Annotated in this window: 18 protein-coding genes; 10 read left to right on the forward strand and 8 right to left on the reverse strand. The window is 57.2% G+C overall.

Features of this window, described 5'->3' with window-relative positions; genetic code table 11:
* The first annotated feature begins 117 nt into the window (after nucleotides 1-117).
* Both QP828_RS06670 and QP828_RS06675 read left to right on the forward strand, forming a co-directional pair.
* Nucleotides 118-1,284: an MFS transporter gene (locus tag QP828_RS06670; protein WP_284891387.1), complete on the forward strand. Its 1,167-nt coding sequence runs from the start codon at nucleotides 118-120 to the stop codon at nucleotides 1,282-1,284.
* Nucleotides 1,281-1,802 (forward strand): hypothetical protein, encoded by a 522-nt coding sequence (locus QP828_RS06675; protein WP_284891388.1) that lies wholly within the window; start codon nucleotides 1,281-1,283, stop codon nucleotides 1,800-1,802. Before QP828_RS06670 ends, QP828_RS06675 begins: the two co-directional genes overlap by 4 nt.
* Before the next feature lie 9 nt (nucleotides 1,803-1,811).
* On the opposite strand, the gene QP828_RS06680 is transcribed toward QP828_RS06675, so the two are convergent.
* The 6 genes from QP828_RS06680 to QP828_RS06705 all read right to left on the reverse strand — a co-directional run bounded on the left by QP828_RS06680 (nucleotide 1,812) and on the right by QP828_RS06705 (nucleotide 8,537).
* Entirely contained in the window at nucleotides 1,812-2,234 is a 423-nt protein-coding gene (locus tag QP828_RS06680) for a hypothetical protein (protein WP_284891389.1), read from the reverse strand.
* 133 nt (nucleotides 2,235-2,367) lie between these two features.
* The gene (locus QP828_RS06685; protein WP_284891390.1) at nucleotides 2,368-3,666 is read right to left on the reverse strand and encodes a family 16 glycosylhydrolase; all 1,299 of its coding nucleotides are present in this window, start codon (nucleotides 3,664-3,666) and stop codon (nucleotides 2,368-2,370) included.
* An 81-nt stretch (nucleotides 3,667-3,747) separates the two neighbouring features.
* Nucleotides 3,748-5,274, reverse strand: coding sequence for a glycoside hydrolase family 36 protein (locus tag QP828_RS06690; RefSeq protein ID WP_284891392.1), 1,527 nt, complete (start codon nucleotides 5,272-5,274; stop codon nucleotides 3,748-3,750).
* A 79-nt stretch (nucleotides 5,275-5,353) separates the two neighbouring features.
* The gene (locus QP828_RS06695) at nucleotides 5,354-6,712 is read right to left on the reverse strand and encodes an ABC transporter substrate-binding protein (RefSeq protein ID WP_284891394.1); all 1,359 of its coding nucleotides are present in this window, start codon (nucleotides 6,710-6,712) and stop codon (nucleotides 5,354-5,356) included.
* Between the two features lie 74 nt (nucleotides 6,713-6,786).
* Nucleotides 6,787-7,698 (reverse strand): carbohydrate ABC transporter permease, encoded by a 912-nt coding sequence (locus QP828_RS06700; protein WP_284891396.1) that lies wholly within the window; start codon nucleotides 7,696-7,698, stop codon nucleotides 6,787-6,789.
* Between the two features lie 17 nt (nucleotides 7,699-7,715).
* Nucleotides 7,716-8,537, reverse strand: coding sequence for a carbohydrate ABC transporter permease (locus tag QP828_RS06705; protein ID WP_284891397.1), 822 nt, complete (start codon nucleotides 8,535-8,537; stop codon nucleotides 7,716-7,718).
* A 239-nt stretch (nucleotides 8,538-8,776) separates the two neighbouring features.
* Between QP828_RS06705 and QP828_RS06710 the strand changes: the two genes are divergently transcribed.
* From QP828_RS06710 to galE, 3 genes are all read left to right on the forward strand, one after another.
* Nucleotides 8,777-9,961, forward strand: coding sequence for an ROK family transcriptional regulator (locus QP828_RS06710; protein ID WP_284891398.1), 1,185 nt, complete (start codon nucleotides 8,777-8,779; stop codon nucleotides 9,959-9,961).
* A 66-nt stretch (nucleotides 9,962-10,027) separates the two neighbouring features.
* Nucleotides 10,028-11,563, forward strand: a complete 1,536-nt coding sequence (locus QP828_RS06715; RefSeq protein WP_284891400.1) for a galactose-1-phosphate uridylyltransferase — start codon at nucleotides 10,028-10,030, stop codon at nucleotides 11,561-11,563.
* 28 nt (nucleotides 11,564-11,591) lie between these two features.
* Nucleotides 11,592-12,608, forward strand: coding sequence for a UDP-glucose 4-epimerase GalE (galE, locus tag QP828_RS06720; protein ID WP_284891401.1), 1,017 nt, complete (start codon nucleotides 11,592-11,594; stop codon nucleotides 12,606-12,608).
* 18 nt (nucleotides 12,609-12,626) lie between these two features.
* Here galE and galK read toward each other — a convergent pair whose 3' ends face one another.
* Nucleotides 12,627-13,799 carry a galactokinase gene (gene galK, locus QP828_RS06725; RefSeq protein WP_284891403.1) on the reverse strand — a complete coding sequence of 391 codons (1,173 nt, stop codon included), beginning with the start codon at nucleotides 13,797-13,799 and terminating at the stop codon, nucleotides 12,627-12,629.
* Between the two features lie 214 nt (nucleotides 13,800-14,013).
* Here galK and QP828_RS06730 point away from each other — a divergent pair, with 214 nt between their 5' ends.
* The 5 genes from QP828_RS06730 to QP828_RS06750 all read left to right on the forward strand — a co-directional run bounded on the left by QP828_RS06730 (nucleotide 14,014) and on the right by QP828_RS06750 (nucleotide 17,630).
* Complete coding sequence (locus tag QP828_RS06730; RefSeq protein WP_284891405.1) at nucleotides 14,014-14,574, forward strand: DUF2335 domain-containing protein; 561 nt, start codon at nucleotides 14,014-14,016, stop codon at nucleotides 14,572-14,574.
* A gap of 192 nt (nucleotides 14,575-14,766) precedes the next feature.
* Entirely contained in the window at nucleotides 14,767-15,225 is a 459-nt protein-coding gene (locus tag QP828_RS06735) for a DUF2505 domain-containing protein (protein WP_284891407.1), read from the forward strand.
* A gap of 96 nt (nucleotides 15,226-15,321) precedes the next feature.
* Nucleotides 15,322-16,122, forward strand: a complete 801-nt coding sequence (locus tag QP828_RS06740; protein ID WP_016441661.1) for a thymidylate synthase — start codon at nucleotides 15,322-15,324, stop codon at nucleotides 16,120-16,122.
* 8 nt (nucleotides 16,123-16,130) lie between these two features.
* Nucleotides 16,131-16,688, forward strand: a complete 558-nt coding sequence (locus QP828_RS06745) for a dihydrofolate reductase (RefSeq protein WP_284891409.1) — start codon at nucleotides 16,131-16,133, stop codon at nucleotides 16,686-16,688.
* Nucleotides 16,689-17,630 carry an SGNH/GDSL hydrolase family protein gene (locus QP828_RS06750; RefSeq protein WP_284891411.1) on the forward strand — a complete coding sequence of 314 codons (942 nt, stop codon included), beginning with the start codon at nucleotides 16,689-16,691 and terminating at the stop codon, nucleotides 17,628-17,630.
* A 22-nt stretch (nucleotides 17,631-17,652) separates the two neighbouring features.
* Here QP828_RS06750 and QP828_RS06755 read toward each other — a convergent pair whose 3' ends face one another.
* Complete coding sequence (locus QP828_RS06755) at nucleotides 17,653-19,026, reverse strand: class II fumarate hydratase (protein ID WP_284891418.1); 1,374 nt, start codon at nucleotides 19,024-19,026, stop codon at nucleotides 17,653-17,655.
* Between the last annotated feature and the right edge of the window lie 82 nt (nucleotides 19,027-19,108).

The following is a 19,108-nucleotide window of genomic DNA, read 5'->3' on the forward strand; positions in this document are numbered from 1 at the left end:
GAACGGGCCGAAAACGGCATAGACGCTGATACACGAATAAGGATGTAGATATTGGGTGATCCGATAACAGCTACCAGACCACTCACCTTGGTGTGGCGTAATCGTTCCTTGGCGCCCATGGCCGTGGCCATCATTGCTGCGGGTATGAGCTTTTATGTTCCAGTTAGTGTAGTTTTCCTTTCTTCTCGCGGGCAGTCCCTCGAAGATATTTTCATTTTCGAGAGTATTCTCTTAGCGAGCATCCTTGTTGCAGAAGTACCCAGCGGGCTTATTTCGGACAGAATTGATCGCCGGTGGGTTATCCTTTCCGGTTTCGTATTCAATGGGTGTGCGGAAGTTGTTTTTGCGCTGGGTAACTCGTTCACTGCGTTCACCTTGTCATTTGTGCTGAGCGGCTTAGGAATTGCGATGCTCACCGGCACGCAGGATGCCTATATCTACGAAGCCCTCGGCGACAATGCAGATCGGGACTCAGTTGCGGTGTGGGGACACTTCGGCGCCCTTGAGTTAGTGGCCGGGGTCTTTGCTTCGTTCGTGGGTGGAGTGCTCGCAAAGATTGATGTTGCTTTACCGGCTTGCGCGTCCGCCATCGCTGCCTGTCTAGCCGCGGTAGCGGTTCTTTTCATCCCACCACAACCCGCTTCTACTTCTGAAAAAGCCACGGAAGAAACGGCACTTGTTTCCCTGAAGCGGGGTATTTGTTTGCTGTTCAGCTCCCCGGTACTGCTGTATACGGCTGTTGCTTCGGCAGCGGTCTTCGTGCTCTTCAATTCAGTGTTTACGCTCAACCAGCCAATTTTTGATCGTGTTGATGTGCCGCTTGCCGTCTGGGGTTTCATCGTTGGTGGTGCGCAATTAGCTGCGGCAGTTTACGATCATTTCTCCGGGGTGATCGTTGAGCGAGTCGGTCGGCGAGCAGGTCTTCTCCTGGCTTTCGGATACGGCGTCATTGGATTTATCTTGATGATGATTCCGCACATTATATGCGTGATCATTGGTTTCGCATTGGTGGTTATCAGCATGTTCGCGCGTGGACCGATCACTCGGGCAGTCGCTAACAAGGAAATTCCGAGCGAGCGCCGTGCGACGGTTTTAAACGTTGCAAGCACACTGGGAAGTCTCATCGGAATCTTGCTCAACCCGGTCATCGGCTGGGGCGCAGATCAAAGTCCAGTGGTGACAGTGGGCGGAATCGCCCTTGTTCTTTTCTTCGTCATGCTGACGTGGATTCCAATCGCAAATCGTTACGTTCAGGTCAAGGAAACAGAAGAGGAACAGCGGTGAAAAATCTGAGCTGGAAGTCGTACGTATCCGTGGCTCTGCTGATCTTTGTGTGCCATGCCGCGTATCCCATCGTGGACCTCATTCAACCCGATAAACGCTACTACGCCGGGTACCTGGCCTTCGGATCAATACTCGCTTGTAGCCTCCTCGGTTTGATCCTTCCGCTGCGCCTTGTATCCAGAAAATCCTTAGTTTTGTGCGGAGTCAGCATCGTCATCGGATTGGTAGCAGGCCTGGCAATGTGGCCGCTGGCGTGGAATTGGTTTCCGGATATGCTGCACTTCTTCTGCGGTTATCTCCTTGTGAATTGCGGAGTTTATGCCTTTGTAGGCTTCTTTTCCTGCCGCCACCGCAAGGAAAGGCTCCGCTACGCGCACGTCCTGCACGAGGCGGCGCAGAGATCTACCCCGCACACTCCAGAGCAGGCTCCGTGCATTACCACGCCGGATGCAACGACACCCGCTGTTCCAACACCGGACGAACCAGCCCCTGGCTTATATAGCCCGAGTGTCAACTAGATCATCCCGTTAGGTGATCTTTCCAAGTAAATGAAACACTTCCTCAAGGTAGGACTCGGTGCGCTCGAGGATGATCTTCCCTCCAGCTGCGATGCGAAAGTGAACCGCCGCAACCTCGGGAGAAGCAGGGTCCACTTCTTCGCCGATGAGACCAAGCCATTGCACGGTGATATCTGAGGGCTTAACCTGTTCTGCGGTAGACACACATTCCGTATACGGGATATCAAATGCCTTCCCGTACGCCGCGACGCATACCTCACCCTCGTCCCGATATACCGTGAAAATCTTTTCCCCTGCAGCAGCCTGATTGACGATGATGTGCGCATCTTCGGGAATCGTAGGGGTCCGGTCAATATAGAATCCTGGGACGATATTCCAGTAGAGCGCGCCTATAGCCCCAAGCCACGCAACGAGCACGGCGAAAACAACCATACAAGCCGTTCTAAAACGCAGGATATTCCTGATCGTTCTAGGACTTAGTATCGTCGTTATATCAGTAGCCATATCACCTCCGCTGGGCATGTATACCGCAGGCGCTTTCCGCTGACCGACGCCTACGTCATCCTCATTCCCTCGATTCTATTCTGATATTTCGAAGGTCGGGTGCGGGAGCATTCGGATTACCGAGACGCACTGTATTCCAACCTTGCCGCAAGGGTACTGATGTAGTCGCCCAGGCGAATCCACCTTTGAAAAATCCTGTGGATAGGCCGCCCAGCACATACTCGTCGTCGTTCACATTTACGTGCAAGTCACGAACCTCACCGCTCCGATATTCAACGCCAAGGCGATACGTGCCAGCTTCCGGAGCATATACAGAAGTGAGAGTGACATCGTTACCGGCTCCACCCAGCCACCGGGTGGTTCCGCCTGAAACCCGTGTTTCACCACGCATAACCCCATCGGTCGTCGCGAGGGTATAAGGTAATGAGGTCGGTGCATATTGGTAAGCCCGGAAATAATCAATCTCAAAAGCCTTCGGATACGGAATCGCGGGATCAAAGGGGCCGGTCCAGGAGTTTTCCTCGCGTTTCTCGTACAGTCCGAGGTAGGTAAGCATCGGATAATTGGGAGATAACGGGGTGGAGAATTTCTCAACGCCGTCAACGTACACCTTCATCCCCGAGGGCTTCCATTCGAATCCGTAGGTATGGAACCCTTCAGAAAGATCAGTCCCGGTGGATATCTTGGTGGTCCACGGGAAAAGCCTGCCCCAATCACCCCAGGGATGAATAGCGCTTTGCGCCGTGGTGGCGTTATTGCGCCCGAGGATCTCGAAAATATCAACTTCACCATTCTGGCGTGACCATCCGCCTTGCCCTTCGGGCACGTCTTGGTTGGCGCCGGTCATCCACCAGGCACTATGCAGGCCTCCCCCGTTAGCGGCGCGGGCGCGCAGCTCAAAATATCCGTATTTTTGGAGGTGCCCCCGGAAAGGCGTGGTATGTTGCGCAACACCGGGATACTTAGTCCATTCGTGCAAATAGTCTTTTTGGTAGGTCTGCAGCGAGGAAACTCGCGTTGAGCCGTCAAAGTTCGGATCCCAAGGTTGCTGGTCCTCGGTAATGCGGAGTTTGAGAGTGCCACCACTAACCTCGTAGTTCGCTTTGGTTCCGGGTGAAGTTGACCAGTGGGGTAGATAGCGGTCAGTGAAGAGCGCATCGTTAATATCGGTGCCATTGAATTCGGAAGATGCGGTGAGCACCATTCCGTCTCTTGCGGGCGTAGCCGGGTCGATGATCTGTTCCGGGGCGGCAACACGAGGGCTAGTTTCAGAGGATTTTGCCGCGTAACTTGTACAGGGCAGAAGCGTCACCGCACTCGCCAAGGCGAGGAGTGCTGCGGAACTCATGCTTCGTCGCATGAACCCATTCTTGAGGTAGTTCATAAGAGACCTTTCCGGATCCACCCCGAATTTTCGGGGTACTAAAGGTGCTAAAAGGGGTTATTTGACCAACAGCCGGTCAGAAATGCGGGTGGTCGGGTTGAGGTAGGGATCAAAATCGATAATCTCCCCGTCGATCTCAAAACGATACCGGCCGAGTTGCCGGACCGCCGGAATCGCGCGGAAATGCTGCGTCCAGCTTCGCACCCCCGCTTTTTCTTCGTCGTTGAGCCAGGCAGCCGGACAGGAACATTGGGCAAACTCACACGCGAGTGCCGCATCCGCGGTCAGCGCATTGACCTCGGGAGAGAGCAGTGATCCGCGCGTACGGAAGTAGGCAACATCGGGGTCACAATCGAGAAGTGGCTTGAGCCACGTGCGCGAAAGCGAATTCCGAAGCGCGTTGACTACCGCCGGGCCGGACGGATCGCGTACCCGCTCAGTGTTATCCCAGTAGGGTGCGGTGTCTGGCCCAACGCGTACTCCGTCAAGCACCCCGAAAGATGCGTTAATAACCGCTCCGGAGCCGAGCAAATACACATCGTCACCAACGGCGGCACGTATTGTTTCCAGGCCGCTGCGGTAGGCCTCTTCCCGCGACATACCACCTGCACGTTCTCCGGCAATCGCGGCAGCATAAATGAAGTCGAGTTTGAACATATCCACGCCCCAATCGCGGATCGTGGACATGGTCGAAGCTAGCCAATCGTGTGCTTGAGGCTTGGAAAAGTCGAGAGCGTAGTAATTCGCTCCCCAGTTATTTCCGGTAATGGTCAAAGAACCATCCGTGTCGCGAAGGAACAGTTCCGGATAGGAAGAAAGTACCGGGGTATCAGGAAGGGTGATAAAGGGAGCGACCCACAGCCCGGCTTTCAAACCTTCGTCGTGAATCCGGGAGAATACCTCAGCCATGCCAGCGGAGAATTTTGAGTTGGCACGCCAATCCCCCACCCGGCGTTCCCAGCCGTCATCAATCTGGATGGTACCGTACCCCAGTTCGCGTGCTGGCTTTATCTCTGCTGCGATAATCTCCGCGGTTATTTCTTCAAACCAGGAATACCAGGAGGACCACACCGGTCCGAGAGATTCCGCAGCCCGTAGGGGTGAGCGTTCGCCCAGATACTCTTCTTTGAGCACGCCCGCGTATCGGGCAAATACCTCTGGCTCGCTCCCGATGGTCACCAACCACGAGGCTTCCTTCGATTCTGCGCTTGCCACCACTTCTTCCGCGGAGATTCTTAGGAGAGGAGAGGAGGCATGCACGGCTCCGATGAGGAGAGTGCGTCCTTCCGGACCGCTCAAGGCGGTCACCATGGACGAGTGATGTTCGGTTGGGGTATCCGTTGCGGCGTCGTCGGCCGTGAGTGCGCGTAGGGGCTTGTCCCAGATTCGCCACGGTTCGCGGCGCAGTGTCCACCACCGTGTGGGGGTCCAAGAATTCCATCCGTGCCGGTAGTACTCGGTGGCGCCCCACGGGTGGGAGAGTTTCCACGAAGTTCCGGTAATAAGGTAGTCGCTTGTGCTCAGTGGTACGACGGCGCTGGCCCCGTGGACGGTGAACGTGCCTGAGTCGGTGTGGATGTCCATGTTTTCTCCGCAAAAGATAAGCAGCGGGGTGCGGTTCGCCCGAGTGCTTAACCGCACCCCGCTGTGTAGGAAATGGAGGTTACTTGGTGAGGATGGAGTTCACCTTGTCATTGAGCTTGGCCAGTGCCTCGGCCGGCTCAACTGAGAGCTGTTCGATCTCATCGAAGGTAACTTGGCCTTCCGTTGCGATCTCATTGCCCTTATCGGTGATCGGGTAGTAGGCAAGGTTGGAAGCATCCTTGGTGATCTCGGTGAATGCCGAGACGTCCCGGCCTGCCTTCTCGTGCGCCTGGGCGGCTTTTTCGGAGTATTCGGTCAGCGAGGGGAAGACGACCGCGTCTTCGGCAACAATGGACTGGCACTTATCCGAGGTGAGGAACTTGACCCACTGGAAAGCAGCTTCAGGATTCTTTGCCTGCTTGGTGATGGAAGGTGCGAGACCGTTAATAATGGTCTTACGCCCTTGCGGGCCTTCGGGAAGCGGAGCGAAACCAAACTTATTCTTTTCCGAGGTGGACCACATCTTGATGCGCCAGGAACCATCGGGAACAAGCGCTGCCTTCCCCTGTTCCATCATCGGCTCCAGACCGAGCGGCCCCGCAATTTCTAGCGGTGTGACATACCCGGCGTCAATCTGCTTTTGCCACCACACCATAGCTTCGGCCAGTTTGGGGTCGTTCATCTTGTACTCGGTGCCGAAAGGATTCTTATCGAGATACTTGAAGCCGTTGGAGAGGGCAAACCACGACCACTGGCCCTGGCCAACAATCCCGCCGCCCTTTTCCAGACCCCAGCCGTATACCTTGACATTGTTTTTATCAAAGCCGGGTTCATCGCCACGTTTGCCGTTATTGTCAATTGTCAAATGGGCGATGAGTTTGCCGAACGTACCGCCGTCTTGAGGATTCCACGTGAGATTCTTGAGCTCATCAGCGGAGACTCCGGCCTCTTCGATAAGTTTCGTGTTATAGACAAAAGCAATGGTGTCCCAGTCCTGCGGGATGCCGTAACGCTTGCCGTCCTTGACCCAGAGATTGGCAAGTTCACCGGTGTACTTGGAAAAATCAATCTCTCCGTCTTTCATGTACTGGTTGAGGTCCAGGAGCTGACCTTTACCCGCAAGCTCGGGATAGTACTGGACGTGGTTGGTAATAACGTCCGGCGCGGTTCCGGAAACAAGATCGGTGGTCAGATTCTTCCAGTAGTCATCCCAGCCCTGCTGCTCAATCTTAACCTTGATGCCGGTTTCCTTTTCAAAAGCAACCGCGCACTTCTGATAGGTGGCTTGCTGACCAGCGTCCCAGAGCCGGTAGGTCACTTCTTTCGAATCTTTTCCGGAATCGGTTTTACCTTGGGATACGGAGGTGCCATTGGAGCACGCTCCCAATGCAAGGCACATAGTTGCGCCGATGGCGACCAGTTGCGATACCTTACGCATCTGAGTTCCTTTCTCGGGGGTTGACGTCGTCGTCGTTTTTATTGTGAATTTTTGGGTACTTGACTTGTGCCCGCCTACTTCGCGGCGGTCAAACCAAGAGAATTAACAAGGCGCTTGCCGAAGACGATGAGCAAGATGAACATCGGGATGATCTGCAAGGTAGCCGCGGCCATGAGTCCCGCCCAATCGGGACGGGTGGAAGGGGAAGACTGCGCGAAAACGGACAGGGCAACGTTGAGGAGTCGCACGCCGTCGCCCTTCGCGATGAGCTGGGGCCACATGTATTCGTTCCATCCGAATACCGCCTGAATAATCGCGAGGGTGGTGATGGGTGCAGCGCACATGGGCACGATCATCTTGCGAAAGACCGTCCACCTGCTGGCTCCGTCAAGCATGGCAGCTTCTTCCACTTCCCGGGGGAGGGAGAGCATAAATTGGCGCAAAAAGAAGATTCCGAATGGGCAAATGAGCACGTACGGAGCAAGCAAACCCTGGAAGGTATTGATCCACGCCAATTTATCCATGAGGACGAAATTGGGAAGGGCCACGAAGATCGGGGGAATCATGAGGGCCACAAGCAACGTAACAAAGAGGGTGTCCCGACCACGGAAATGGAGCCGTGACAGCGCGTAGGCAGCCATCGTAGACGTTGTGACTTGAGCGAAAACCAGAATCGCCACAAAGAGCAGTGAGTTTCGCATATAGAGCCAGAAGTTAATGGTTGCCGCGGTTCCTCCTGCGGCAACGCTTTCTTCCGGGGTAGTCATGCCCAGCACCCGCCGGAAATTGATGGTCGTGGCATTCTCGGGAATAAGTGAATAGTTCCCGGAGAAAATCTCCGCATTGGGTGTGAGCGCGGTACGTAGCGCCCACAGGAGCGGAAGAACCGTGACGACGATGAGAAGAATAAGCAAACCCCATCCAGCCACTTTTCGGGCCGTTACGGGCTGGTGTCGTTTTTTCGTTGCGCGTACTGTCAGCTTCATCGTTCTTCTTCCACCCCTTAGTTCATATCGGATTCGTTGGAGCGAGCGAGCCTCAGCTGGATGATGGTGATGACGACCAGAGCCAGCATGAGCACCACTGCCATCGCGGAGGCATAGCCCATATCGAATTGTTCAAAGGCTTTTTCGTAGATATACAGGTAGATCACCCGGGTAGAGTTCCCCGGCCCACCCGACGTGGCGACCGAGACGGTGTCGAAGATCTGGAAAGAACCGATCATGGAGACCACCACAACCATGACGAGAATGGGGCGCAGAAGCGGGAGGGTGACGTGGCGGAACGTCTGCCAGGTTGAGGCGCCTTCTGTTTCGGCAGCTTCGTAGATCATCCGGGGAATTGTTTGCATTCCCGCGAAAAGCAGGAGTCCTGTGTACCCCATATTGCGCCAGGAGTTCACCAAAGCGACGGTGTAGATCGCGATATCCGGGTTGCCGTAGAAGGAAATGGGACCGACCCCGATAAAACCGATGAGGTGGTTGAGTAGGCCAACCGTGGGGTCAAGGATAAAGAGGGTGATGGCCGCAATCGTGACGTTCGGAACGAGCCAGGGCAGCAGCAAAACGGAGCGCACCAGGGTGGATTGCGAAACTTTTTGCATGAGGAAGGCTATGCCGAGCCCCAGGATGGTCTGGGTGGAGATATTCACGAGCACGTAGATGACCGTTACCTTGATGGAGTTCAAGAAAGTGTCATCCGAAAGGAGCCGTGCGTAGTTATCCCATCCCACCCACTTCGCATCTTCCAGCAGGTTCCAATCGGTAAAAGACATGTGAATACCGCGCACAATCGGAATGAGGTAAAAGACCACGAAACCGATCACTGCCGGAGCCAGGAAGAGTACCGCTGCTCGCCCCTCACCTTTTCGGTGGAAACGGCTACCGCGCGGAGTTCCTTGCGCGCGTGGTTTCTTTCGTGTTTGTACTACGCCGTTGTCGGCTGTAGCTGCGGCTGTGTGCATCATCGCCTCCATACCCGCCACTGGCAGGTTTTCGCTTCATTGCGTATCCAGTATCTGGTTACCGGTTGCCTCGCGAACATTATTACGTTAGTTTCTTTAGTATGTCAAACGTTTCGAAGTTCCCAGCTGCGGTGACCCGCAGGGTGCAGCGCCGCATGAATCTACTCGCGGCATGTCAGTACCTGGTGCGCGAATCGCAGACTATCGCGGAAATCGCGGGAAATATTGGCGTCACCAGACCGGCGGCGGAAAGCATCGTGGCAGATCTTGATGACTTAGGTTGGCTCAAACAACTAGAACCCGAAAACACTCTGGGACGACCGGCAGTGCGCTGGGTTCTAGATGAGCAAGCCGTCTACGTGCTCGGTTTAGACATTGGCGCACACCACTGCACCGCAATGCTCTGCAATGCCAGGGGTGAGGTTATCAGGGAGCGAACCTGTGAACTTTCCGCAGCCCAGGCGGCTAGTGACCGCATCGACGCGGCAGTCGACTTAGGTCGGAGCGTTCTCGCAGACACCAAACTTGACGTGACGAACATTACACTTTGTTCAGTAGCGTCACCCGGTGTTATTAACGACGGCGCAGTTGAGTACTTCGGCGGCAGTGGAATGCCCGGGTGGCAAGGGAGCGATATCGCGGCTCAAGTATCGAGCAGGCTGGGTTGCCACACGGTAGTGGCCGGTGATTGCGCACTCGGCGCCCTCGGGGAAGCCTGGCAGGGAGCCGCGGAAGGCCACGACGAAGTGGTGTATATCCTTTCGGGTGAACGTACCGGGGCTGCCGCCATCGTGGGTGGACGTATCCACCGTGGACTGCGGGGCGGGGCCGGCCTTATTGGCGAACTCGGTGTCTTACGCTGGCGTGATATTGAAGCGGCAACCCACGCCCGCGAACTGTACCCCGCGGGTGAACTTCCCTCACGCACCAAGATTTTCGAGAGCGTGGAAAGTGATCCGCGCGCCCGTGACTTCGTTGATGACTTCGCCGACGCTCTCTCCCTAGGAGCCTCGGCTATGATCCTCGCGCTAGCTCCCTCCCACGTGGTGGTGGGCGGGAAATACTCCGCGTACGCGGACACGTTCCTAGCGCGATTTATCGACAACTTGCGACGTATCTGCCCGATTATGCCGGAAGTTTCCGTCTCAGCTCTGGGCCCCCGCGCTATTTGCCTAGGCGCATTACGGCAAGGACTGGACACCCTGACCGATGACCTGACACAGATGGCCTACTCCTCGGAAGTCTTCCCATCCGTGCAAGGTTTCCAAGAAATTTACCGTAGATAACTAGTTCCATTTTGACGTGGTTGTCCGGGTTGGCTGGGCGGCACGTCCCCAACGGAAGAAGTGGCCATGACTCCTCCCCCGCACCTGCTCACGGTGTATCGCAGCATCGATAACCTACTTGCCTACGCCCAGGATTATCTCGATCTTGACGCACGTGATATCACCCTGACCCGCAATCGAATTTTTGAGATTTTTTCTCTTGATTCCTATCCGGGCGCGCAAGAACTCCAGGCTTTACTTGAAGGTAATGCGCACGTGGAGCCTACGCACAGTGGCCGACCTGACGGGGTGCTAACAGATTTTCTGGATGCCTGCGAGAAAGCTGCGCTCATCGAGCCGCACGGCCGGGCGGCTATGGCCGATAGGGTCATGGGAATCTTGAGCAGCCCGCCATCCACCATCCGTACAAAATTTGCCGCTCTGAACGCTTCAGCGGGTGGCCGGGCGGCTATGGAATGGTTCTATAACTACGGTGTGGCAAATGACTACGTGAAACGTAGCGTGCTTGACCGCAATCCGCGTTTCGAATCTCATGGCCTGATTATCACCATCAATTTGGCCAAGCCCGAATTCAAGGATCCCCGCACAGCGGCGAGTGGAAACTCCCTCGCGGGTGGCTATCCCAAGTGCACAATCTGCCCGGAAAACGAAGGCTTTGCCGGACGCTCTAAAGCAACTCTTCGCACGGTGCCCCTGCGTTTAGCCGGCCAAGACTGGTTCTGGCAGTTCTCCCCCTACGGATATTTCAAGCAGCACGGGATTGCGGTAAACACGGAGCACATACCCATGCATATCGACGAAGCAACCTTTGACAGGCTCATGGACTTCATTGATGCATTCCCCGGGTACTTTATTGGCTGCAATGCGACCCTGCCTCGCATTGGGGGATCCGTACTCGGGCATGACCACTATCAGGGCGGCCTGGAAACTCTCCCTCTCCACACCACCCCGGCCCGTCAAAGCTACGCCTCGGAAGAGGAGTGCGCCGTCGTACTAGAAAGTGTGGAGTGGCCCGGAAGCGTGCTGCGCATTGTGGGAAGCGACCGCGCTGCCGTGGCACGGGCCAGTTACGGCATCACCCGGGCGTGGAATACCTACACCAATGAGCGACTCGGAATTATCCCACGGGACTCCGAGGGGCAGCATTCCGGGGTATCGCCAACTTGTGTTCATACCGCACGCGGCTACGAAATGAACATTATTTTACGTTCGAATATCACTAGCGAGCGTTATCCGCAGGGGGTTTTCCACGCGCATCCGGAATTTTTCCCCATCAAGCAAGAGTCCATCGGTCTTATTGAAGCTCAGGGCTTGTTTATTCTGCCCGCTCGTTTGCAGCGTCAGCTCGCGCTGCTCGCGCGAGCTTTAGAAGAGGGGCGTGATCTACCCGAAGAGCTTCCGGAATTCGCCATGATTTTTGCGGAAATGCGCCAGCTGCTAGGTAAAGCCTGCGATAAGGAAAGCGTAGAGAATGCGATCCGGGCTGAACTGGGTAGTGTATGCGCTCGAATTCTTGAAAATACGGCTGTTTTCCCGAGTGAAGAGGATACCGAGAGCTTCCTGGCCGAATGCGGCTGGTATCCGAGAGACGCACAAAACTAGAGCATCGGTTTGTGAAAAGAGGTTAGCGATGACAACAGTTTTAGTGGCCGGAGGTGCCGGCTATATCGGTACCCACACCAGTATCGAACTTCTTGAGCAGGGGTACGACGTGGTCTGTGTAGATAACTACGCCAATTCCAGCCCGGAAGCTGTGGAACGCGTACGCAGGATTACCGATAGAGACCTCCCCGCCTACAGTATTGACGTTCGCGACGTTCAAGCCCTCGACGAGGTTTTCACTCGCCACGAGATTGACTGGGTTATTTATTTCGCCGGTTTCAAAGCGGTGGGTGAATCCGTTGCGCATCCGCTCAAATATTACGAGAACAATATTGGCGGAGCGCTTGCGTTACTTTCGGTGATGCGTGCCCACTCGGTGAAAAAGATGGTGTTTTCTAGTTCGGCCACCGTTTACGGAGACCCGGTATCCCTGCCGCTGACCGAGGAGTCGCCAGCAGGAATGGCCACGAATCCGTACGGGCAGACCAAGGTCATGACCGAGCAAATTTTGGAGGATATCCAGAAAGCCGACCCCGAATGGACTGTGGTGCTGCTGCGGTATTTCAATCCTATTGGCGCCCATCCCAGCGGTTTGATCGGGGAAGACCCCAAAGGCATCCCCGCTAATCTCACCCCTTACGTGGCTAAAGTGGTGGTCGGGGAACTCGACCACGTCCAGGTTTTTGGCGGTGACTATGACACCCCGGACGGTACAGGCGTACGGGATTATATTCACGTTGTTGATTTAGCACGCGGACATGTCGCTGCGGTTGACAAGGTCACTTCACCGGGGGTGTACATCTACAACCTGGGCACCGGTCACGGTTCCTCGGTTTTGGAAGTCATTCACGCCTATGAAAAGGTTGCCGGCATGAAAATTCCCTACCGGGTAGTTGCGCGGCGCCCAGGAGACATTGCGGCTAGCTATGCCGATGCCAGTAAAGCGGCGCGCGAATTAGGCTGGCGTGCTACCCATTCCCTCGATGAGATGGCTGCGTCATCCCTGCACTGGCAGAAAATGAATCCCGCAGGACTCAGGGGATAGCGGTACTAGTTTTCGTATTTACTCGGAGGTGCTGGCTTCTTCACTAACCACCTGGGCCCCGCAGCTTGCGTGCGCTAGGAGTAGTTCCGGGGTGGGGAAGCCGCGCGCTTCCGCCGCCGCTCGAACGCCCGCGGCGAGCGCATCCACCTTATCAAGCGGAACCAGCGCGATTGCGGAGCCTCCAAATCCCCCACCTGTCATACGCGCCCCTAGCGCGCCGTGCTGGCGCGCAGTTTCCACAACGCAATCCAGCTCGGGGCAGGAAACCTCGAAGTCATCACGCAGCGATACGTGCGATTCATTGAACAGCTTGCCAAGGCTGTGGAAATCACCCGTACTCAGCGCACCGATAGCACGAGTAACGCGGGCATTTTCGGTGATGACATGCCGCGCACGCCGCGCGTGCACTCCGCTGAGCCTGGCGATATCCTCCACGTTTGCTTCGCGCAGGGAGCTGTGCCCCAGAAGATTCGCGGCCTTTTCGCATTCTTGACGGCGGTTTCCGTACTGTCCGTCAGACAGAGAGTGCTTGGCTCGGGTATTGATGACGACGAGTTGCAGTCCGGCTGCGGCGAAATCCGCAGGAATAAGGGTGTGCGTATGAGAGTCGAAATCGAGGGCAACAGCTGCGCCTTCCTCCCCGAAAACCGATACCGTTTGGTCCATTCCGCCTGTTGGCGCGTGAGCGATCTCGTTTTCCGCACGGATGCAGGCCGTCACGACGGCGCCCGGGTCATCATGAATCAAGCGTGGGTTAATCGCGCACGCCATTGCGCATTCGAGGGCTGCGGAGGAAGAAAGCCCGGCTCCCAGCGGAACGCAGGAGACAATAGCTGCTTCGTAGCCGCGCTGCGCATCTAGTGCCCAGGTGGGTCCGGCGGCATAAGAGACCCATGATGCTGGCATGGCGGGATTAATATCATCAACGGCGCCCTCCCATAGTTCACCGTGTTCGGATACCAACCTAATACGGTTATCGCTGCGCATACTCAGGGCCACGTACGTGCGGTGCGGAAGTGCAATGGGGAGGCACAGGCCGGCATTGTAGTCAGTATGTTCACCGATAAGATTGACCCGCCCGGGCGCGAAAGCCACGCGGTCAGCTGTTTCACCAAAAGTACGGGTGAAAAGCTCCTGAGCCCACCGAGTCCCTTCGGTGGTATCCCACGCAGCGGTAAAAGCTAATGACATGAGTGTCCCTATGCTCGCTCTTCGTTGAGAACCAAGCCAAGTTTACCAGAGCGGATTAAGCGATTCGACCAGAATGGAGGTGGAATCGAGGTCTCGTCTCACGCGCTCCAAACCTAAGCGTTTCATCCGCATATCACGCATTTTTAACCGTATGGGAAAACTGACGTTTAGGTTAGAATCGTCATGCAGTATATAGAGAAAGCTAGGAGAGGTCGTGAGTACGGATGACGAGCAGACTGAACGCTTTCAAGAAAGGCATGGCCCGGGGAATCGAAATCTCGACCACTCCGGACCTATCCAGGAGATTGCGTCAGAATCGCGAAGCGATAAGGAAGCGGAATACGGTCGAACAGGCCTGGATTCTAACGGGGAACTCGCTGCGCCAGGCGATGTCCGATTATCGCAAAATGAGTTAAACATTCTCAAATACGCTCAATTTCATGCCGGTCCGCTGCCACCGGCGCATGAGTTTGCGGCATACGAGCAGGCCCTTCCAGGAGCCGCTCAGACCATCCTGGAAATGGCGAAGGCAAACCAGCAATCAATCATTGAGGATAATCGGAGGCTGACCCAGACCGAAAAATGGTCTTCCATCATGATTAGCGCTTCTTTTGCCTTGGTTCCGCTTGCTTGCCTCGGTATTGCAGCTTTTTCAGTATGGACGGGAAGTGATGCAGGCACCTGGGCTGGTTTTGGTGCTGCGGCAATAACTTCTGCACCGAAGCTCATCGCCGCGATAAAAGGAAAAAGCGATGATGAAAGCAGTCAGAATTAATAGAGTGACTTCCCGGTCAGAGACGTGACAGCCCTGGAATTCTTTCCCGAAGTTAGGCACGCTCAGCCGTGAGATACCTCAATTCTTAGTACAAAAACTCCGAGTGTGCTACGCGCAAGCATCGCTCCGGCTCTGCGCTGAAAAAAGCGGCCGTGCTTCCCTCCTGTCACACTCATGCGGGAAAATATAGCCATGCAATTTTCACATTCTTATGAGATCGACGCCCCCGCGAGCGCCGTCGCCGCTGTCCTCATGTCTGAAGAACTCGCCAACCGTCGCCTCGCCGCGCTCCGCACGAAACCGTCCTCTTTCACGCCCGGCGCGGAACGCGCGATCCTTACGGTGCAGGTGGATGCTGAGCAGCTTCCCGCGCAGGCGCGGCGTTTTCTTTCTTCCGGTTTAGCTGCCAGCATCGTCTTTACCCGTTCCGGGAACGACGTCGCAGCGCAGCTGGAGGCCAAACTTCCCGTCCGCGCCAGCGCTGATTTCCAGGTTGCCGGGGAGGGGCCTGCCACGGTCACGGTGACCGGGGACGTGCGGGTCTCCATTCCTTTCGTCGGCAAGAAAATTGAAGAGAAGGTGGCCCAGTACGCCGCGAAAGTGGTGGAGCGCGACGCCGCGCTTATCCGCGAGATCATCGCGCAAAACTAGGGCGTTCGCCCGGCATACCACCTTTCCTGGAACTGCCTTGCCGGGTAACTTTTCGCAGCCAATTTTTCTGTCGGAGTCACCACGTAGGATGGGTTCATGATTAATCGCCAATATGAAGATCTGCTTGCCGATATCCTCGCCAACGGAACTCGCAAGGGGGACCGCACCGGCACGGGTACCCTCTCTGTCTTCGGGCGCCAGCTGCGCTATCACCTGGCGGATGGTTTCCCGCGTATCACCACGAAGTTTGTGGCTATGAAGCCCATCAAGGGGGAGCTGCTGTGGTTCTTACGCGGCTCTACCAATATTGACTGGTTGCAACGCAATGGCATCACCATCTGGGATGAATGGGCTGATGAAAATGGTGAGCTCGGCCCGGTTTACGGCTATCAGTGGCGTAGCTGGCCCGCACCGGATGGGCGGCATATCGATCAGATCGCCCAGCTTTTGGAAACCCTGCGAACCAATCCGGATTCGCGGCGCATGATTGTTTCCGCTTGGAATGTGGCGGATCTGGATAAGATGGCTCTCCAGCCGTGCCATGCGTTCTTCCAGTTCTATGTGGCAGATGGCAAGCTTTCCTGCCAGCTCTACCAGCGCAGTGCGGATATGTTCCTCGGGGTGCCTTTCAATATCGCCTCTTATTCTCTCCTCACCCATATGATTGCCCAGCAGGTTGGCCTGGATGTTGGTGATTTTGTGTGGACGGGCGGGGATTGCCATATCTATCTCAACCACCTCGATCAGGTGCGTGAACAGATCAGCCGCGAACCTTACCCCTTCCCCACCCTGGAACTGCGCAAAGCGGATTCGCTCTTCTCTTATGAGATGGATGATATTTCCGCGGCGGAAGGCTACCAGCACCACCCCAAACTCACCGGCGCGGTCTCGGTTTAGGAGGCAGAATGCTCATTGCACAAATCTGGGCGGAAGCGCATGATCACGCCCTCGCAAAGGGCTTGCGCCTGCCCTGGAATGTTCCGGAAGATTCGGCCTTCTTCCGGGCAGCGGTTCGCGGGCGGCCCGTCATGATGGGGCGGAAAACCTGGATCTCGGCGGGGCGGCGGCCCATGCCCCACTCCCCCACCATCGTGGTGAGTACCCAGCAAGATTTCGAGGTTCCCGGTGCGCAACTAGCCACACATCTCGATGAAGCTTTCGCGCTGGCCCGCGCTACCGGGGCGGATGTGGCTTGGGTATGCGGGGGCGCCGGGATCTATGCCGAAACCCGGGAATGCTCGCACATACTCATCCGTACCGTTATCGATGCCGATGTGGATGCCGATATTTTCGCGCCCGCCATCGGCTCGGGCTGGGAACTCCGACTCCGCTCACCCGGAAACGATTGGCATACCTCGCGTGCTGGGCTGCGCTATCGATACGAAGCCTGGGCTCGCCCCGGTGTTGCTATCCCGGAGAATCTGCTTCCCACTACCCCGGATACGGCCTGGCAGGTGGCCTAAATGCCGCGCGCGGGTGCCGTCTACCGCGGTCTGCAGAGTGCACGTACAGCGCGTGCCGCCGCTGCCCTCGCTGCCGTGGTACTCAGCTGTGTGGCGTGCACACCCGCCGGCGATGCCGGTGGCCCGCCCTCTCCCACCCCGCGGCCCATCACCGTCATCGTGCAGCTAGGTGATTCTTTTTCCTCCGGTAACGGGGCGGGCAACTACGAAGAAGATACCTGCCGGCGTTCCCCGGATAACTACTCGGCCCCGCTCGCCCGCGAACTCGGTGCCAGCTACACCAACGCCTCGTGTTCCGGGGCGCGCACATCCGATATTGCCGAACAAGTCAGCGCCGTCACTCCCGATACTTCGGTCGTTTTCCTCACCGCCGGCGGCAACAACGCCAACTTCGCCCGGATTATCAGCTCATGTTTCGTGCTCCATACCCCGAATAGCTGCGAAGATGCCATCAACAAGGCTACCGCGGCACTTCCGGCTATCGAAGAAGCCACCGTAGAGATCCTGCGAGCCATCGATACCGCCTCCCAGGGCCAGGCCACCGCTATCCTGGTCGGCTACCCGCGGCTCTTCGCTGAACACTCCTACCTCATCCCGCCGGTGGCGGAAAGTTACGATGCGGGGGCTGCACTCGCCCGGCTCCAGGATGGCGCGGATGCCCTGCAAGAACGCGCTGCCGCCCAATTGCGGGAAGAAACCAGCTCCGCGCGTTTCCTCTTTGCCTCCACCCAGGAGCTATTCGCCGGGCACGAACCGCGTGCGCAAGCTTTCCACGATAATGAAGAAGCCTGGCTGGTCTCCCCCTTCTCATCCTCCGATGTTCGAGCGTGGATGCATCCCACCGCGCACGGCTACCGCGTCGAAGCTACCTACCTGCGCGAACTCCTCGCCCGCGCCGGCTTCGCCATCCCCGCTAGCCCCGAAAGTACGCCGCTCCCCTAGAGGTACACCTCGCGTCGGACACCTAGCGAGCTTCCGGCTTGGTCATCGCTGCGGGATTCACCCAGGCATCGAAATCCGCCGCACTCACCTCTCCCGAAGCTAGGGCGACGTCGCGCAGCGAAGTCCCGGTGGCCTGGGCGGCGCGAGCCAGCTTGGCTGCGGCGTCGTACCCGATATGAGGGGCGAGTGCCGTGACCAGCATGAGATTGCGGTCCAGGTGCGCGGAGATGACATCGGTGCGCGGGGCGATGCCGGCCGCGCAGAAACGTTCGAAAGTGCGCAGGGCGTCACCGAGCAAACGCACGGCCTCCAGCACCGAAAACACCATGACCGGCTTGTACACATTGAGCTGGAAATTCCCTTGCGAGCCGGCGAAAGCCACCGCGGCGTCGTAACCAAAAACCGCGACGCACACCTGCGTAAGGGCCTCCGCCTGCGTCGGATTCACCTTGCCCGGCATAATCGAAGAACCCGGCTCGTTATCCGGAATCGCGATCTCACCGATACCGGTTCGCGGGCCAGAAGCATACCAGCGGATATCGTTCGCAATCTTCATGGCTGCCCCAGCCAACGTGCGCAGGCTCGCGGAAAAGGCCACGAGGTCATCGTGCGCGGCCAGAGCCGCGGGAAGATTCTCCGCCGGGCGGAAAGGCAAACCGGTAGCCTCCTCGAGCAGCTCGCACACCCGCGCCGCGAAACACGGATGGGAATTCAGACCGGTGCCCACCGCGGTCCCGCCGAGCGCCACCCGGTACAGACCCGCAACGCTGGCCCGCACGCCCGCGAGCGCGCCCTCCAGCTGCGCCGCCCAGCTGCCCACCACCTGATCCCAGCGGATCGGGGTGGCATCCTGAAGATGGGTCCGCCCCACCATCACCACATCAGAAAACTGGCGAGCGCGGGCATGTAGTGTAGCCGCCAGGCTCTCCACCGCCGGGATGAGGTGACGGTGCGTCTCCCGAGCCACCGCCACGTACATCGCGGTCGGGAACACATCGTTGGACGACTGGCCCTTATTGACGTGGTCATTGGGGTGAACCGGGCTTTTGCCGCCGCGCTGGCCGGTGGCAATTTCATTCGCGCGGGCGGCAATCACCTCATTGGCGTTCATATTTGTTTGGGTGCCCGAACCGGTCTGGAACACCTTGAGGGGGAATTCCGCGTCAAGTACCCCCTCGGCAACCTCGCTGGCGGCCGCTGTGATAAGGGAAACAAGCTGCTCGTCCAGCACCCCGAGCTCACCGTTGGCGCGGGCGGCCGCACCTTTGAGCAACCCGAACGCGTGGATCAGGGGGCCACCCCAGGTGTAACGTTCCCCACCGATGGGGAAATGATGGAGCGAGCGAGCCGTCTGCGCGCCCCAATAGTGCGCGGCGGGCACCGCAACCGGGCCCATCGAATCCGTTTCCGTGCGGGTGAGCTGATCCGCGCCCGCGAGCTGATCCACGCGAGTGCGGCGATTCGTGCCGGTGAGCTGA

Origin of the sequence: Actinotignum sanguinis, assembly GCF_030230305.1 — a bacterium.
GTDB lineage: Bacteria > Actinomycetota > Actinomycetes > Actinomycetales > Actinomycetaceae > Actinotignum > Actinotignum sanguinis.

Coding starts and splice junctions, on each gene's coding strand:
- QP828_RS06670 (WP_284891387.1), top strand. CDS start 118: ATGGCCGTGGCCATCATTGCTGCGGGTATGAGCTTTTATGTTCCAGTT.
- QP828_RS06680 (WP_284891389.1), bottom strand. CDS start 2,234: ATGGTTGTTTTCGCCGTGCTCGTTGCGTGGCTTGGGGCTATAGGCGCG.
- QP828_RS06685 (WP_284891390.1), bottom strand. CDS start 3,666: ATGCGACGAAGCATGAGTTCCGCAGCACTCCTCGCCTTGGCGAGTGCG.
- QP828_RS06690 (WP_284891392.1), bottom strand. CDS start 5,274: ATGGACATCCACACCGACTCAGGCACGTTCACCGTCCACGGGGCCAGC.
- QP828_RS06695 (WP_284891394.1), bottom strand. CDS start 6,712: ATGCGTAAGGTATCGCAACTGGTCGCCATCGGCGCAACTATGTGCCTT.
- QP828_RS06700 (WP_284891396.1), bottom strand. CDS start 7,698: ATGAAGCTGACAGTACGCGCAACGAAAAAACGACACCAGCCCGTAACG.
- QP828_RS06710 (WP_284891398.1), top strand. CDS start 8,777: ATGTCAAACGTTTCGAAGTTCCCAGCTGCGGTGACCCGCAGGGTGCAG.
- QP828_RS06715 (WP_284891400.1), top strand. CDS start 10,028: ATGACTCCTCCCCCGCACCTGCTCACGGTGTATCGCAGCATCGATAAC.
- galE (WP_284891401.1), top strand. CDS start 11,592: ATGACAACAGTTTTAGTGGCCGGAGGTGCCGGCTATATCGGTACCCAC.
- galK (WP_284891403.1), bottom strand. CDS start 13,799: ATGTCATTAGCTTTTACCGCTGCGTGGGATACCACCGAAGGGACTCGG.
- QP828_RS06735 (WP_284891407.1), top strand. CDS start 14,767: ATGCAATTTTCACATTCTTATGAGATCGACGCCCCCGCGAGCGCCGTC.
- QP828_RS06740 (WP_016441661.1), top strand. CDS start 15,322: ATGATTAATCGCCAATATGAAGATCTGCTTGCCGATATCCTCGCCAAC.
- QP828_RS06745 (WP_284891409.1), top strand. CDS start 16,131: ATGCTCATTGCACAAATCTGGGCGGAAGCGCATGATCACGCCCTCGCA.
- QP828_RS06750 (WP_284891411.1), top strand. CDS start 16,689: ATGCCGCGCGCGGGTGCCGTCTACCGCGGTCTGCAGAGTGCACGTACA.
- QP828_RS06755 (WP_284891418.1), bottom strand. CDS start 19,026: ATGGGCCCGGTTGCGGTGCCCGCCGCGCACTATTGGGGCGCGCAGACG.